Here is a 15,497-nt window from a genome sequence, read left to right on the forward strand (position 1 = left end):
AAACGTGGCGCCAACTCTATGTTCTGACAGGCGTTTTGCCCACGTATACGAAAAATTGACATTAAACTAGCACGACCAAAGGCAACTTTACACCGTCTACCACCTTGGCTTGCGCGAATATGTCGAATTGCCAGCAAGTCAAAACCAGTAAAAAAGTCCGATAGACCGCAATTCCCGTCCTTCAACCTGCGGTTCAGGCGTCCACCATCGCCATCGCCTCCTCGACATCTACCGCCACCAGACGCGAACAACCGGGTTCATGCATCGTCACCCCCATCAGTTGATCGGCCATTTCCATGGCGATCTTGTTGTGGGTGATGTAGATGAATTGCACCGTCTGCGACATTTCTTTGACCAGCCTTGCGTAGCGTCCAACGTTAGCGTCATCCAGTGGTGCGTCAACTTCATCGAGCATGCAGAACGGCGCCGGGTTCAACTTGAAGATCGCAAAAACCAGGGCCAATGCGGTCAGGGCTTTTTCGCCACCGGAGAGCAAATGGATGGTGCTGTTCTTCTTCCCGGGCGGTTGCGCCATGATTGTCACCCCTGTATCGAGTAGATCTTCGCCCGTCAGTTCCAAATACGCGCGTCCTCCACCGAAAACTTTTGGGAAAAGCGCCTGTAAACCGCCGTTGATCTGATCAAAGGTATCCTTGAAGCGGTTGCGGGTTTCCTTGTCGATCTTGCGAATCACGTTCTCGAGCGTCTCGAGGGCTTCGACCAGATCGGCGTCCTGGGCATCCAGATAACGTTTACGCTCCGATTGTTGCTGGTATTCGTCGATGGCCGCGAGGTTGATCGCGCCCAGGCGCTGAATCCGCGCGGCAATGCGCTCAAGCTCTTCTTCGGCGTCTTTCTCGCTGGCCTCGGGCGTCAGCGTGGCGAGCACGCCATGCAGGTCGTAACCGTCTTCCAGCAATTGATCCTGCAAAGTCTTGCGGCGCACGGTCAGGGCCTGCCATTCCATGCGCTGCTGCTCGAGCTGGCCGCGGATCAGCTGCGATTGCTGCTCGGCCTGGTTGCGGCGTTTCTCGGCGTCGCGCAATTCGCGGTCGGCGTCTTCGAGAGCGATCTGTGCGGTCTTGAGCTCTTCGTCGACGCTCATGCGCTTGTCGAGCAATTCTTCGAGCTTCAGGCGCAGCTCTTCCAGCGGCGCCTCGCCCTCCTCCAGATTCAGGCTCAATTGCTCGCGCTTTTCGGTCAGGCGTTCGGACTGCATTTCCAGCCGCTCGAGCGCCTGGCGCGTCGAGTCGTGCTGGGCCTTGAGCGAGCCCAGGCGCACGGCCAGTTGATGAGCGTGATCCTTGTGCTGGCGCGCCTCCTGACGCACCCGGTCAAGGCGCTCGCGCAAGCTATCGCGCTGGGCCAGCAGCAACTCGCGCTGCTCGGTGTCCAGGGCCATGCTGTCGAGGGCTTCCTGCAATTGCAGGCGGGCCTCGCCGATGTTTTCGTGCTCCAGGGCGCGCTGCTCGTCCAGCTCGATGAGCTCGTCGTCGAGGCGGGTGCGGCGCAGGGTCAACTGCTCGGCCTTGGCTTTGCCGGCGGACAACTGCGCCTTGAGTTCGCCCTGCTGACGCGCCTCGTCCTGAAGCAGGCGGCGCAAATGCTCGCGGCCGTTTTCCTGTTGACGCTGTTGCGCCCGCAGGTTTTGCAGTTGGGCTTCCAGTGTTTCCACTGCGGCCTCGCGCTCTTCACGCTCAAGGCTCAGTTGCTGGATTTCCTGACCACGGGCCAGCACACCGCTTTCCGCTTCGCTGGCCCGGCGCACACGCAGGAAGTGTCGACCGACCCAGTAACCGTCGCGACTGATCAGGCTCTGGCCCGCGGCCAGTTGAGCGCGTAAGGCCAGGGCCTGCTCCAGACTGTCGACTGGCTTGACCTGCCCCAGCCAGGGCGACAGATCAATCTGCGCCTCGACCTTGTCAAGCAGGCTGCCCGGCACCCGCACACCATCGCCGGCGGGACTCAGCAAGCGCAGATCGCCCTGGGCAAACCCGGACAGATCGAAATCGTTGAAATCATCCACCAGCACCGCTTGCAGGTCGGCGCCGAGCACGGTTTCCACCGCCAGCTCCCAGCCCGCCTCAACCTTCAGGCCTTCGGCCAGGCGCGGACGATTCGCCAGGTTCTGCTCGCGCAGCCATTCGGCGGTGCCGGTGCCAGGATCGAGCGCGGCTTGCTGCAGAGCTTCGAGGGACGCCAGGCGACCGTTGAGTCGCTGCAAATCGCCTTGGGCCTGCTGTTGCGCCGACAGCGCCTGCTGCAGTTCCTGTCGTAATTGCTCTAGCTTTTCGACCTGCGCTTCTTCGCTGGTCTGCAAATCCTCGAGCGTCGCTTCGGATTCAGCAAGCTGCTCGCTGAGCTCCATGATCGCCGCGTCTTCCGGGTCGGCCGACAGCAAGGCGCGTTCCTCACCCAGACGTTTCTGACGATCGGCCAGGCGCTCCAGGCTGGTTTCCAGCTGCTGGATCCGCGACTGCTGCACTTCGGCCTGACGCCGGGGCTCGGCGGCGGTGAGGTTGAAGGTGTCCCACTGCTCCTGCCAGCCATGCATGGTGGTTTCGGATTCTTCCAGCGCGGCGGCGGCCTCTTCGGCGGCGGCACTGGTGACTTCCTGCTCGGGCGTGAGCATGTCCAGCTCTTCGCCCAGGGTCAGCAACAGCGTGCGGTCGTGGCCCAGGTGGGATTCGGTTTCCAGGCGGGCACGCTCGGCCTCTTTCAGATCATCCTGCAACTGGCGCAGGCGTTGCTGACCATGCTGGATACTCTGCTCGACCCGGGCGATGTCGCCGCCAACCGAATAGAAGCGCCCCTGCACCAGATTGAAGCGTTCGGAGAGGTCGTGGTGGCCGTCGCGCAAGCGTTCGATGCTCGCATCGGCATTGCGCTGTTCGGCCACCAGGGCTTCGAAGGAAACCTCCTGGTTGCCGATGATCGCTTCGCGCTGGCCGACCTGATCGTTCAGCGCCTGCCAGCGCAGGGCTGACAGCTGGGCTTTGAGCTGTCGCTCCTCGCCCTTGAATTCCTGATACTTCTTGGCGGCCTCCGCCTGGCGGTGCAAGCGTTCGAGCTGACGCGCAAGCTCTTCGCGCAAATCGGTCAGGCGCTCAAGGTTTTCGTGGGTGCGGCGGATGCGGTTTTCCGTCTCGCGCCGGCGCTCCTTGTACTTGGAAATGCCTGCGGCTTCTTCGATAAAGTTGCGCAGGTCTTCAGGCTTGGACTCGATCAGCTTGGAGATCATCCCCTGCTCGATGATCGAGTAGCTGCGCGGGCCCAGGCCAGTGCCGAGGAAAATGTCGGTGATGTCGCGACGCCGGCATTTGGTGCCGTTGAGGTAATAGGTGGTCTGGCTGTCGCGGGTCACTTTGCGGCGGATGGAAATTTCCGCGTAGGCGGCGTACTCACCGAGCAAGGTGCCGTCGGAGTTGTCGAACACCAGTTCGATGCTCGCCTGGCTCACTGGCTTGCGGCTGGTCGAGCCGTTGAAGATGACGTCTGTCATCGACTCGCCGCGCAGGTTTTTGGCCGAGCTTTCGCCCATCACCCAGCGCACGGCGTCGATGATGTTCGACTTGCCGCAACCATTGGGTCCGACCACCGCCGCCATGTTACTGGGGAAGTTCACCGTGGTCGGGTCGACGAAGGACTTGAACCCCGCCAGCTTGATGCACTTTAGCCGCACGCTCAGGCGTCCGTCAGCGCGCAGATCACCAAATCGCAGCTGCGCTGGGTGTAAGCCGTCAACACTTCGCGAATCTGCGCAACGTCACGGGCGATCACGGCGGCGAGCAAGCGATCGAACAGATCGAGGAATTCGCTCATCGAAGCCTTGCGCTGGTCCAGGGCGAGAAAATACGCGCGGCTCATGGCCGGTTGCAGATTTTCCACTGTTTCCTGCAGATACGGGTTATTGGCGAAGGAGTACGTGGCGCGCATCACACTGAAACTGTCATCGACGAAGGCATGGATGTCCTGGCGTTCGTAGCTGGCCGTGAGGTGCTGCTGAATCTGCACGAAGGGCGCCAGGTCCGCCTGGGCTTTCCAGCCACTGGCCACGGCGTTGGCGAGCAGAATGTACATCTCGCTCATCAGCGTGCACAGGCTCTGTACCTTGTGCGCACTGAGCTCGGTCACATGGGCGCCGCGCCGCGGCAGGATGGCGATCAGGTGGCGTCGCTCGAGGATCAGCAACGCCTCGCGGACCGAACCGCGACTGACATTGAGCGCCAGCGTGACCTTCTGTTCCTGGATGCGCTCCCCGGGCTTCATTTCGCCACGAATGATGCGCTCGGCGAGGTGGTGAGCAATTTGCTCGGCGAGGCTGTCCGGCGCCTTGAACGTCATGGTTGTCCCTTCAAACTCTTCGATCTGCACAAGCGGCGCAGTGTAGCGCAATTGCCAGGCCATGGCGGAGTGCCCGTCGGGTGGTTTTTGGCACGATTCAAGCAAAAAAGCAGGCAGATGAACCAGGGTCAATACTGAACAAACAGGTTGTTAACCGCTAAAACGATCTTTCCTGACCTCACAGTCAGAAAATCATTGACCGGAAAGTCAGACCTGCTAAATTCGGTTCAATCGGTTAACAACAATAATGAGTCTGCGAGGCCATCCGTGATCCAGTTTTTACTAAACCAGGAACTCCGTAGCGAGCACGCCCTGGACCCGAACCTGACCGTGCTCAATTATCTGCGCGACCATGTGGGCAAACCCGGTACCAAAGAAGGCTGCGCCAGCGGTGACTGCGGTGCCTGCACAGTGGTAGTCGGTGAGTTGCAGACGGATGACGAAGGCCGTGAGCACATCCACTATCGCAGCCTCAACTCGTGCCTGACGTTTGTCTCCTCCCTGCACGGCAAACAACTGATCAGCGTCGAAGACCTCAAGCACCAAGGCCAATTGCACAGCGTGCAGAAGGCCATGGTGGAATGCCATGGTTCGCAATGCGGCTTCTGCACCCCCGGCTTCGTGATGTCGCTGTTTGCCCTGCAAAAGAACAGCGATGCACCGGATCAGCACAAAGCCCACGAAGCCCTGGCCGGCAACCTCTGCCGCTGCACCGGCTACCGGCCGATCCTGGAGGCCGCCGAGCAGTCCTGCTGCGGCAAACAGCCGGACCAGTTCGACGCCCGCGAAACCGAAACCATTGCCCGCCTCAAAGCCATCGCCCCGACCGATATCGGTGAGCTCAACAGTGGTGACAAGCGCTGCCTGGTGCCGCTGACCGTGGCCGATCTGGCCGACCTCTACGACGCCTATCCACAAGCCCGCCTGCTGGCCGGCGGGACCGATCTGGCACTGGAAGTCACCCAGTTCCACCGCACCCTGCCGGTGATGATCTACGTCGGCAACGTCGCCGAGATGAAGCGCATCGACCGCTTCGACGACCGCCTGGAAATCGGCGCCGCCACCGCCCTCTCCGATTGCTACGAGGCCTTGAAGGCCGAGTACCCGGATTTCGGTGAACTGCTGCAACGCTTCGCGTCCCTGCAGATCCGCAATCAGGGCACCCTGGGCGGCAACATCGGCAACGCCTCACCTATTGGTGACTCGCCACCGCTGCTGATCGCGCTGGGCGCGCAGATTGTGCTGTGCAAAGGCGACACCCGCCGCACCCTGGCGCTGGAAGACTACTTCATCGATTACCGCGTCACTGCGCGTCAGGAAAGCGAGTTCATCGAGAAGATCATCGTGCCGCGTGCCAGTGCTGAAAAACTGTTCCGAGCCTACAAAGTCTCCAAGCGTCTGGACGATGACATCTCGGCGGTCTGTGCAGCCTTCAACATCCGCCTGGAAAACGGTGTGGTCGCCGAAGCCCGCGTAGCGTTCGGCGGTATGGCAGCCATCCCTAAACGCGCCGCCGCCTGCGAAACCGCGTTGCTCGGTTCACCATTCAATAACGCAACGGTGGAACGCGCCTGCGCAGCCCTTGCCGAAGACTTCACACCACTCTCGGACTTCCGCGCCAGCAAGGAATATCGCCTGCTCAGCGCGCAAAACCTGTTGCGCAAATACTTCATCGAACTGCAAACACCGCACATCGAGACCCGGGTGACCGCTTATGTCTAATCATCACGCCGTAGAGAAGACCCAGGCCGAACTGGCCGAGCTGTTCGCCAAGGACCTGACCACTGGTGTCGGCCGCAGCGTCAAGCACGACAGCGCCGCCAAGCACGTGTCCGGTGAAGCGCAGTACATCGACGACCGGCTGGAATTTCCCAATCAGCTGCACGTTTACGCGCGCATGTCCGATCGCGCCCACGCCCGGATCATCAGCATCGATACCCAGCCGTGCTACGCCTTCGAAGGCGTGCGCATTGCCATCACCCACGAAGACGTACCCGGCCTGAAAGACATCGGCCCATTGCTGCCGGGCGATCCGTTGCTGGCGATCGACACCGTGCAATTTGTCGGTCAGCCGGTACTTGCCGTCGCCGCCAGGGACCTGGAAACCGCACGCAAGGCGGCGATGGCCGCGATCATTGAGTACGAAGACCTGGAGCCGGTGCTGGACGTGGTCGAGGCCCTGCGCAAACGCCACTTCGTGCTCGACAGCCATACCCATCAGCGTGGCGATTCGGCCACCGCGCTTTCTACCGCAGCGCACCGCATCCAGGGCACCCTGCACATTGGTGGTCAGGAACACTTCTACCTGGAAACCCAGATCTCTTCGGTGATGCCCACCGAAGACGGCGGCATGATCGTCTACTGCTCGACCCAGAACCCCACCGAAGTGCAGAAACTGGTGGCCGAAGTGCTGGACGTGTCGATGAACAAGATCGTCGTCGACATGCGCCGCATGGGCGGTGGTTTCGGCGGCAAAGAAACCCAGGCGGCGAGCCCGGCCTGCCTGTGCGCCGTGATTGCACACCTGACCGGCCAACCGACCAAGATGCGTTTGCCACGGGTCGAAGACATGCTGATGACCGGCAAGCGCCATCCGTTCTATGTCGAGTACGACGTGGGCTTCGACAGCACCGGGCGCCTGCATGGCATCAACCTGGAGCTGGCGGGCAACTGCGGCTGTTCGCCGGACCTGTCGGCGTCGATTGTCGACCGGGCGATGTTCCATTCCGACAACTCCTACTACCTCGGTGACGCGACCATCAACGGTCACCGCTGCAAGACCAATACCGCGTCCAACACCGCCTACCGTGGTTTCGGTGGCCCGCAAGGCATGGTTGCCATCGAAGAAGTGATGGACGCCATCGCCCGTCACCTGGCCCTCGATCCGCTGGCGGTGCGCAAGGCCAACTACTACGGCAAGACCGAGCGCAACGTCACCCATTACTATCAGACCGTCGAGCACAACATGCTCGAAGAGATGACCGCTGAACTGGAAGAAAGCAGCCAGTACGCCGAGCGTCGCGAAGCGATCCGTCGCTACAACGCCAACAGCCCGATCCTGAAAAAAGGCCTGGCACTGACCCCGGTGAAATTCGGCATCTCGTTCACTGCCAGCTTCCTCAACCAGGCCGGCGCCCTGGTGCACGTCTACACCGACGGCAGCATCCACCTGAACCACGGTGGTACCGAAATGGGCCAGGGCCTGAACACCAAGGTCGCGCAAGTCGTGGCGCAAGTGTTCCAGGTGGAAATGGATCGGGTGCAGATCACCGCCACCAACACCGACAAGGTGCCAAACACCTCGCCGACTGCCGCTTCCAGCGGTGCCGACCTGAACGGCAAGGCGGCGCAGAACGCTGCTGAAACCATCAAGAAACGTCTGGTCGAATTCGCAGCGCGGCAATACAAGGTCAGCGAAGAAGACGTGGAATTCCACAACGGTCACGTGCGGGTCCGCGATCACATCCTGACCTTCGAGGCACTGATCCAGCAGGCGTATTTCGCCCAGGTGTCGCTGTCGAGCACAGGGTTCTACAAGACCCCGAAAATCCACTACGACCGCAGCCAGGCCCGTGGTCGTCCGTTCTACTACTTCGCCTTTGGCGCGGCGTGCTGCGAAGTGCTGGTCGACACCCTGACCGGCGAATACAAGATGCTGCGCACCGACATCCTCCACGACGTCGGCGCCTCGCTGAACCCGGCCATCGACATCGGCCAGGTCGAGGGTGGTTTCATCCAGGGCATGGGCTGGCTGACCATGGAAGAGCTGGTCTGGAACAATAAGGGCAAGCTGATGACCAACGGCCCGGCCAGCTACAAGATCCCAGCGGTCGCGGACATGCCGCTGGACATGCGGGTCAAGCTGGTGGAAAACCGCAAGAATCCGGAAGACACGGTGTTTCATTCCAAGGCTGTGGGTGAGCCGCCGTTCATGCTTGGCATCGCCGCCTGGTGTGCGATCAAGGATGCCGTGGCGAGTTTGGGTGACTACAAGCATCAACCGAAGATCGACGCGCCGGCGACGCCGGAGCGGGTGTTGTGGGGATGCGAGCAGATGCGCCAGTTGAAGGTGGCGAAGGCGGCGGAAGCTGAGCCGGAGTTGGCTTCACTCTGAGACCGAAGTGCGGCCTTCGCGAGCAAGCCCGCTCCCACAATGGATCTCCAGTGGGCACAAATTTTGTGAACGACAGAGATCAAAATGTGGGAGCGGGCTTGCTCGCGAAGAGGCCGGTACAAACAACAGAGATGTTGAGGTGAAACATGTACAACTGGATCGACGCCCTCGCCGACCTGCAAAATCGCGGTGAACCCTGCGTGTTGGTGACCATCATCGAAGAGCTCGGCTCGACGCCGCGCAATGCCGGTTCGAAGATGGTCATCAGCGCCCGCCAGGCCTTCGACACCATCGGTGGCGGGCACCTGGAATACAAGGCCATGCAGATCGCCCGCGACATGCTCGCCAGCGGCAAACAGGACACCCACCTGGAGCGCTTCAGCCTCGGTGCCAGCCTGGGCCAGTGCTGCGGCGGCGCCACCGTGCTGCTGTTCGAACCGATGGGCCAGGTCCAGGCGCAAATTGCCGTGTTCGGCGCCGGCCATGTCGGTCGCGCATTGGTGCCATTGCTGGCCAGCCTGCCCTGCCGGGTGCGCTGGATCGACTCGCGTGAAGACCAATTCCCCGAGCAGATTCCCCATGGCGTGCGCAAGATCGTCAGCGAAGAACCGGTAGACGAAATCGACGACCTGCCCGTCGGCAGCTACTGCATCGTCATGACCCACAACCACCAGCTGGACCTTGAACTCACTGCCGCCATCCTCAAGCGCAACGATTTCGCCTACTTCGGCCTTATCGGCTCGAAGACCAAGCGGGTGAAGTTCGAACATCGCCTGCGCGACCGCGGTTTCGACAGCAGTGTCGTGCAACGCATGCGCTGCCCGATGGGCATCGGTGAAGTCAAAGGCAAGTTGCCCGTGGAAATTGCCATCTCCATCGCCGGCGAAATCATCGCCACCTATAACGCCAGTTTCGGCCAGCACAGCGCCAGCGCCGAACCGATTGCCAAACTGTTGCCCGTGTCACGCCGCAGCCAGGCCGCCAACCTGAAAGCGTCGAACTGACTGCCTCATATTAGAGAATGACCATGCCTCTGACTCGCAAAGCCTACCGTGCCGCCATCCTGCACAGCATCGCCGACCCTGCCGAAGTCGGCATCGAAGCCTCCTACGAATACTTTGAAGACGGCTTGCTGGTGGTCGACAACGGCCAGATCAGCGCCCTGGGCCACGCCAGCGAACTGCTGCCGACCCTGCCGGCGGACATCGAGATCACCCATTACCAGGATGCGCTGATCACTCCGGGCTTCATCGACACCCACATTCACCTGCCGCAAACCGGCATGGTCGGCGCCTACGGCGAGCAACTGCTGGACTGGCTGAACACCTACACCTTCCCCTGCGAAAGCCAGTTCGCCGACAAGGCCCATGCCGACCAGGTCGCGGATATTTTCATCAAGGAACTGTTGCGCAACGGCACCACCACCGCGCTAGTCTTCGGCAGCGTGCATCCGCAATCGGTGAACTCGTTCTTCGAAGCCGCCGAGCAGCTCGACCTGCGGATGATCGCCGGCAAGGTGATGATGGACCGCAACGCCCCGGACTACCTGACCGACACCGCCGAATCCAGCTACCTCGAAAGCAAAACGCTGATTGAGCGCTGGCACGGCAAGGGCCGCCTGCACTACGCGGTCACCCCGCGCTTCGCGCCCACCAGCACGCCGGAACAGTTGACCCTGGCTGGCCAGTTGCTGACTGAATACCCGGATCTGTACATGCAGACCCACATCAGCGAAAACCTCAAGGAAATCGAGTGGGTCAAGGAGCTGTTTCCGGAGCGCAAGGGCTACCTGGACGTCTACGATCACTACCAGTTGCTCGGTGAACGCTCGGTGTTCGCCCATGGCGTGCACCTGTGCGACGCCGAATGCGCGCGACTGGCCGAAACCGGTTCGGCGATCTCGTTCTGCCCGACTTCGAACTTTTTCCTCGGCAGCGGCCTGTTCAACCTGCCGATGGCCGAGAAGCACAAAGTCAATGTCGGCCTGGGCACCGACGTGGGTGGCGGCACCAGCTTCTCGTTGCTGCAGACGTTGAACGAAGCCTACAAGGTCATGCAGCTGCAAGGTGCGCGCCTGAGCCCGTTCAAATCCCTGTACCTGGCGACCCTCGGCGGTGCGCGGGCACTGCGCCTGGAAGACAAGATCGGTACCCTGTTGCCGGGCACCGACGCAGATTTCCTGGTGCTCGACTACAACGCCACGCCACTGCTTGGGTATCGCTTGCAGCAAGCCAAAAACATTGCCGAGACGTTGTTTGTGTTGATGACCCTGGGGGATGACCGGACGGTACTGCAGACCTATGCAGCGGGGAATCTGGTGCATCAGCGTTAAGGTTTTTCGGGCATAAAAAATCCCCCGCCGCTTTTCAGCCCGGGGGATTTTTATTGCCTGTCAGACCGTCTTCGCGAGCAAGCCCGCTCCCACAATTGAGCTGCACCGAACACAATACTTGTGCACGACATAGAACCAATGTGGGAGCGGGCTTGCTCGCGAAAGGCGCGACTCGGTCCCACCTATAACTTGGCGGTCGACCGCCCTGGCTTCTTGGTCTGCAGCAAATGCGAAAACACCGCATGCAAATCATCCGACGCGCTTTCTTCGTCGAGGTTGAGTTTGCTGTCGATGTGATCCATGTGATGCATCATCAGGCTCACTGCCAGCTCAGCGTCCCGGGCCTCAATCGCATCGATCAGTTGGGTGTGTTCGTCATAAGAGCAGTGGGAACGGTTACCGCTTTCGTATTGGGCGATGATCAACGAAGTCTGGGACACCAGGCTGCGCTGGAAGCTGATCAACGGCGCGTTTTTCGCCGCTTCGGCCAGTTTCAGGTGGAACTCGCCCGACAGACGGATACCGGCACCACGATCGCCACGGGAGAAGCTGTCGCGCTCGTCGTTGACCATCTGCCGCAACTCGGCGATCTGCTCGGCGGTGGCGTGCAAAACAGCCAGCTCGGTGATTGCTCGCTCCACCAGACGCCGGGAGAAAAACACCTGGCGCGCCTCTTCAACACTCGGGCTTGCGACGACGGCGCCGCGATTGGGTCGCAGCAGTACCACGCTTTCATGGGCCAGGCGCGACAGCGCGCGGCGAATGATGGTGCGACTGACCCCGAAAATTTCCCCCAGCGCTTCTTCGCTCAACTTGGTGCCGGGCGCCAGGCGCTGTTCGAGGATGGCCTCGAAGATATGTGCGTAGACAATATCGTCCTGGGTACCGCTGCGACCGGCTTTGCCTGCTCGCGGTTGTTTCTTTAGGGGCTGCAACTGTTCGTTCATGGGCACTCGAGTCGGGAGAACTGCGGCGAATTGACGGTGACTGTAATACGGCACAGTGGGTCGCTGGCAAGTATCGCGTAAATAACACCGCGATTGTACACAATGAATGGTGGCAACACGACTGTACGGCTGAATGTCACCTCGGCTGTATTGCAACGTCGGGTTACTTTTGAGTTTAGGCTTTATCGCACAATCCGCTCCCACAAGGTTCAGTGTTGCTGCGGAAATCTTCACCTGCATAGGAACACCCCCGTCATGAACGACGCCACCCACACGCAATTGCGCCCCCTGGCCGACACATCGCCCTCGGCCATCGTCGCCGGTTTCATCGCCATGATGACCGGTTACACCAGTTCGCTGGTGCTGATGTTCCAGGCCGGGCAAGCAGCTGGCCTGACCAGCGGGCAGATTTCCTCGTGGATCTGGGCGATTTCCATCGGCATGGCGGTGTGCTCCATCGGCCTGTCCCTGCGCTATCGCACCCCCATCACCATCGCCTGGTCGACGCCTGGTGCGGCCCTGCTGATCACCAGCCTGGGCGGCGTGACCTACGGCGAAGCCATCGGCGCCTACATTACCTGTGCGCTGCTAGTGATCATTTGTGGGCTGACCGGCAGTTTCGAACGCTTGGTCAAGAAGATCCCGGCCTCGTTGGCCGCGGCCCTGCTGGCGGGGATTCTGTTCAAGATCGGCAGCGAGATTTTCGTCGCTGCCCAGCATCGCACCGCGCTGGTGTTGGCCATGTTCTTCACTTACCTGGTCGTGAAACGCCTGTCGCCTCGCTACGCCGTACTGGCCGCCCTGCTGATCGGCACGGCATTGTCAGGGTTCATGGGGCTGCTGGATTTCAGCGGTTTCCATCTGGAAGTGGCCACACCTGTCTGGACCACGCCACACTTCTCCCTGGCCGCAACGATCAGCATCGGCATCCCGCTGTTCGTGGTGGCCATGACCTCGCAGAACATGCCCGGCATCGCCGTACTGCGCGCCGACGGCTACAACGTGCCGGCCTCGCCACTGATTACCAGCACCGGTATCGCCTCATTGTTACTGGCGCCATTCGGCTCCCACGGGATCAACCTGGCGGCGATCAGTGCGGCCATCTGCACCGGGCCGCACGCTCACGAGGATCGCAACAAACGCTACACGGCTGCGGTCTGGTGCGGGATTTTCTACGGGATCGCCGGGGTGTTTGGCGCAACGCTGGCGGCGTTGTTTGCCGCATTGCCCAAGGAACTGGTGCTGTCGATCGCCGCGCTGGCACTGTTCGGATCGATCATCAACGGTTTGAGCATTGCGATGAGCGAAGTGAAGGAGCGCGAAGCAGCGCTGATTACCTTCATGGTCACGGCATCGGGGTTGACGCTGTTTTCCATCGGTTCGGCATTCTGGGGGATTGTGGCGGGGGTTTTGACGTTGTTGATTCTGAATTGGCGCAAGGCCCTGTAGGAACGAGCGTGCTCCGGGCGGCGTTCCGACGATGAACCTGAGAGCGCCGCGGGGGTGTCAGGTTTCCAGCGTTATCGTTGACGACCATCGTGAGCGTGCTCGCTCCTACAGAAAAAAAGCAAAAAAACGGCGACCCTCGGGTCGCCGTTTTTTTAGAACATCAAGCTACCGGATTGATCGGCTTTTCCGGGTACCAGACGTCCAGCAGCGGGCTGACTTCAACGCTGGTCAGCTCGGTGCGGCCTTTGAGCCAGGCTTCAACGGCAGCGCGCTGTTCAGCGCTGACCGAGCCACGCTTCTGCAGGCAAACCAGACCGTAGTCGTCGCCGCCAACATAACCCAGACCGTTGGCTTCCATGGCTTCTTTGAGGAACGCGTCGAGGAAAGCATCAATGGCTTCATCAGCCAAATCTTCTTTGAAATCCAGGTTCAGTTCGAAACCCAGCTCTTGAAATTCATCGACGCACAATTTTTTGCGCAGACGCTGGGAACGGTTAGTCGCCATTGGAACAATCCTCTTAAGTAATAACGGGCGGCACTTTAGCAGTTTAAGCGGCCGATTGCCCGACTCTCTGGACCGGGACTGCTACCGCCGGTAAAAAAATAGCGGATTAGAGGGCCAAGGCACGGCACAAGTCAGGACACCTTGGGGCATAATGCCGACACTTTCATGACCATTGAGGGAATTTATCTTCATGCCCTCGTCTTTTTCCCCCTGGCTGTAGGGTTTTATTACAGATGATCAAATCTTTGCGTCCCTTGTTCCTGGCCAGCCTTCTTCTTCCCCTGGCCCTTCCCGTTTGCGCCGCCAGTATCAACACCGCCCTCACACCCAATGTCGAAAAGGCCCTCAAGGCCAGCAAGCTGCAGGACAACGCCCTGTCGCTGGTGATGATCCCGCTCACCGGCCCCGGTACCCCGACCGTGTACAACGCCGACGTGTCGGTCAACCCGGCATCGACCATGAAACTGGTCACCACCTACGCGGCCCTGGAAATGCTCGGCCCGAATCATCAGTGGAAAACCGAGTTCTACACCGACGGCACCCTCAGCGGCGGCATTCTCAACGGCAACCTCTACCTCAAGGGTGGCGGTGACCCGAAGCTGAACATGGAAAAGCTCTGGCTGCTGATGCGCGATCTGCGCGCCAATGGCGTCACGCAGATCACCGGTGACCTGGTGCTGGATAAAACCTTCTTCGTCCAGCCGCAACTGCCGGAGTTCAACGACGACGGCAATGACGACAACAAACCGTTCCTGGTCAAACCCGACTCCTTGCTGGTCAACCTCAAGGCCCTGCGCTTTGTTGCACGCAATGACTCGGGCAAGGTGCTGATCTCGGTGGAACCACCGATTGCCAGCATCCGCATCGACAACCAGGTCAAAGCCATCAACGGCAAGCAATGCACCGGTGGCGTGCGTTACAACCCGGTCCCCCAGGCCGATGGCACCATGACCGTGACGGTCGGCGGCCAACTCGCTGAAGGCTGCAGCTCGCAGACCTACCTGTCGCTGCTCGACCACGCGACTTACACCGCCGGTGCCGTGCGCGCGATCTGGAAGGAACTGGGTGGCAGCATCCAGGGCAAGGATGTGCTGGCGCCAACACCTAAAAGCGCCAAGTTGCTGGCCCGTGCGTTTTCCCCGGACCTGGCGGAAATCATCCGTGACATCAACAAATACAGTAACAACACCATGGCCCAGCAGCTGTTCCTGAGCCTTGGCCAACGCTACCGCACCGACGCCGACGGCGATGACGCCAAGGCGGCCCAGCGTGTCGTGCGCCAGTGGCTGGCAAAGAAAGGCATCACCGCGCCGCACCTGGTGATGGAGAACGGCTCCGGCCTGTCCCGTGCCGAACGGGTCAGCGCCCGCGAAATGGCCTCGATGCTCGAAGCCGCCTGGCACAGCCCGTATGCCGCCGAGTACATCAGCTCGATGCCGATTGCCGGCACCGACGGCACCATGCGCAAACGCCTGAAGACCACCGCGATGCGCGGTGAAGCCCACGTCAAGACCGGCACCCTGAATACCGTGCGGGCGATCGCCGGCTTCAGCCGCGACGTCAACGGCAATACCTGGGCGGTGGTAGCGATCCTCAACGACAAGGCACCGTTTGGCGCTTCGTCAGTACTCGATCAGGTGCTGCTGGACCTGTATCGCCAGCCAAAGCTGGCACAGACCGCCTCGACTCTGTAAGCACCCCCGAACCACTGTAGGAGCGAGCCTGCTCGCGATGGTCATTAACGATAACGCGGGGAATCTGGTTCCCCGCGGTGTTCTTGAGTTCATCGCGAGCAGGCTCGCTCCC

At 60.7% G+C, this 15,497-nt stretch carries 10 protein-coding genes; 6 read left to right on the plus strand and 4 right to left on the minus strand.

The genetic code is table 11. The features are described 5' to 3' along the window. Positions 1–193 precede the first annotated feature (193 nt). A complete protein-coding gene (gene smc, locus KW839_RS12490) occupies positions 194–3,682 on the minus strand; it encodes a chromosome segregation protein SMC (RefSeq protein WP_060539799.1) in 3,489 nt (1,162 codons plus the stop codon). A 2-nt stretch (positions 3,683–3,684) separates the two neighbouring features. After that, on the minus strand, positions 3,685–4,344 hold the full coding sequence (locus KW839_RS12495; RefSeq protein ID WP_060539915.1) for a GntR family transcriptional regulator: 660 nt from the start codon (positions 4,342–4,344) through the stop codon (positions 3,685–3,687). A gap of 267 nt (positions 4,345–4,611) precedes the next feature. On the opposite strand from KW839_RS12495, the gene xdhA reads away from it, so the two are divergent. From xdhA to guaD, 4 genes are all read left to right on the plus strand, one after another. Continuing rightward, complete coding sequence (gene xdhA / locus KW839_RS12500; protein WP_218424514.1) at positions 4,612–6,066, plus strand: xanthine dehydrogenase small subunit; 1,455 nt, start codon at positions 4,612–4,614, stop codon at positions 6,064–6,066. Further along, positions 6,059–8,458, plus strand: a complete 2,400-nt coding sequence (gene xdhB, locus KW839_RS12505) for a xanthine dehydrogenase molybdopterin binding subunit (RefSeq protein WP_218424515.1) — start codon at positions 6,059–6,061, stop codon at positions 8,456–8,458. Before xdhA ends, xdhB begins: the two co-directional genes overlap by 8 nt. 146 nt (positions 8,459–8,604) lie before the next feature. After that, on the plus strand, positions 8,605–9,462 hold the full coding sequence (xdhC, locus tag KW839_RS12510) for a xanthine dehydrogenase accessory protein XdhC (RefSeq protein WP_060539802.1): 858 nt from the start codon (positions 8,605–8,607) through the stop codon (positions 9,460–9,462). Between the two features lie 23 nt (positions 9,463–9,485). Next, complete coding sequence (gene guaD, locus KW839_RS12515; protein ID WP_060539803.1) at positions 9,486–10,790, plus strand: guanine deaminase; 1,305 nt, start codon at positions 9,486–9,488, stop codon at positions 10,788–10,790. Positions 10,791–10,972: 182 nt separating this feature from the next. Here guaD and KW839_RS12520 read toward each other — a convergent pair whose 3' ends face one another. After that, entirely contained in the window at positions 10,973–11,737 is a 765-nt protein-coding gene (locus tag KW839_RS12520; RefSeq protein ID WP_060539804.1) for a GntR family transcriptional regulator, read from the minus strand. Positions 11,738–11,992: 255 nt separating this feature from the next. Between KW839_RS12520 and KW839_RS12525 the strand changes: the two genes are divergently transcribed. Continuing rightward, the gene (locus tag KW839_RS12525; protein WP_218424516.1) at positions 11,993–13,186 is read left to right on the plus strand and encodes a benzoate/H(+) symporter BenE family transporter; all 1,194 of its coding nucleotides are present in this window, start codon (positions 11,993–11,995) and stop codon (positions 13,184–13,186) included. 160 nt (positions 13,187–13,346) lie between these two features. Here KW839_RS12525 and KW839_RS12530 read toward each other — a convergent pair whose 3' ends face one another. Next, positions 13,347–13,691 (minus strand): YggL family protein, encoded by a 345-nt coding sequence (locus KW839_RS12530; protein ID WP_007971486.1) that lies wholly within the window; start codon positions 13,689–13,691, stop codon positions 13,347–13,349. Between the two features lie 233 nt (positions 13,692–13,924). Between KW839_RS12530 and dacB the strand changes: the two genes are divergently transcribed. Further along, a complete protein-coding gene (dacB, locus tag KW839_RS12535; protein ID WP_060539806.1) occupies positions 13,925–15,385 on the plus strand; it encodes a D-alanyl-D-alanine carboxypeptidase/D-alanyl-D-alanine-endopeptidase in 1,461 nt (486 codons plus the stop codon). Positions 15,386–15,497 lie beyond the last annotated feature (112 nt).

Source organism: Pseudomonas sp. PDM31 (assembly GCF_019218965.1).
Classification (GTDB): Bacteria; Pseudomonadota; Gammaproteobacteria; order Pseudomonadales; family Pseudomonadaceae; genus Aquipseudomonas.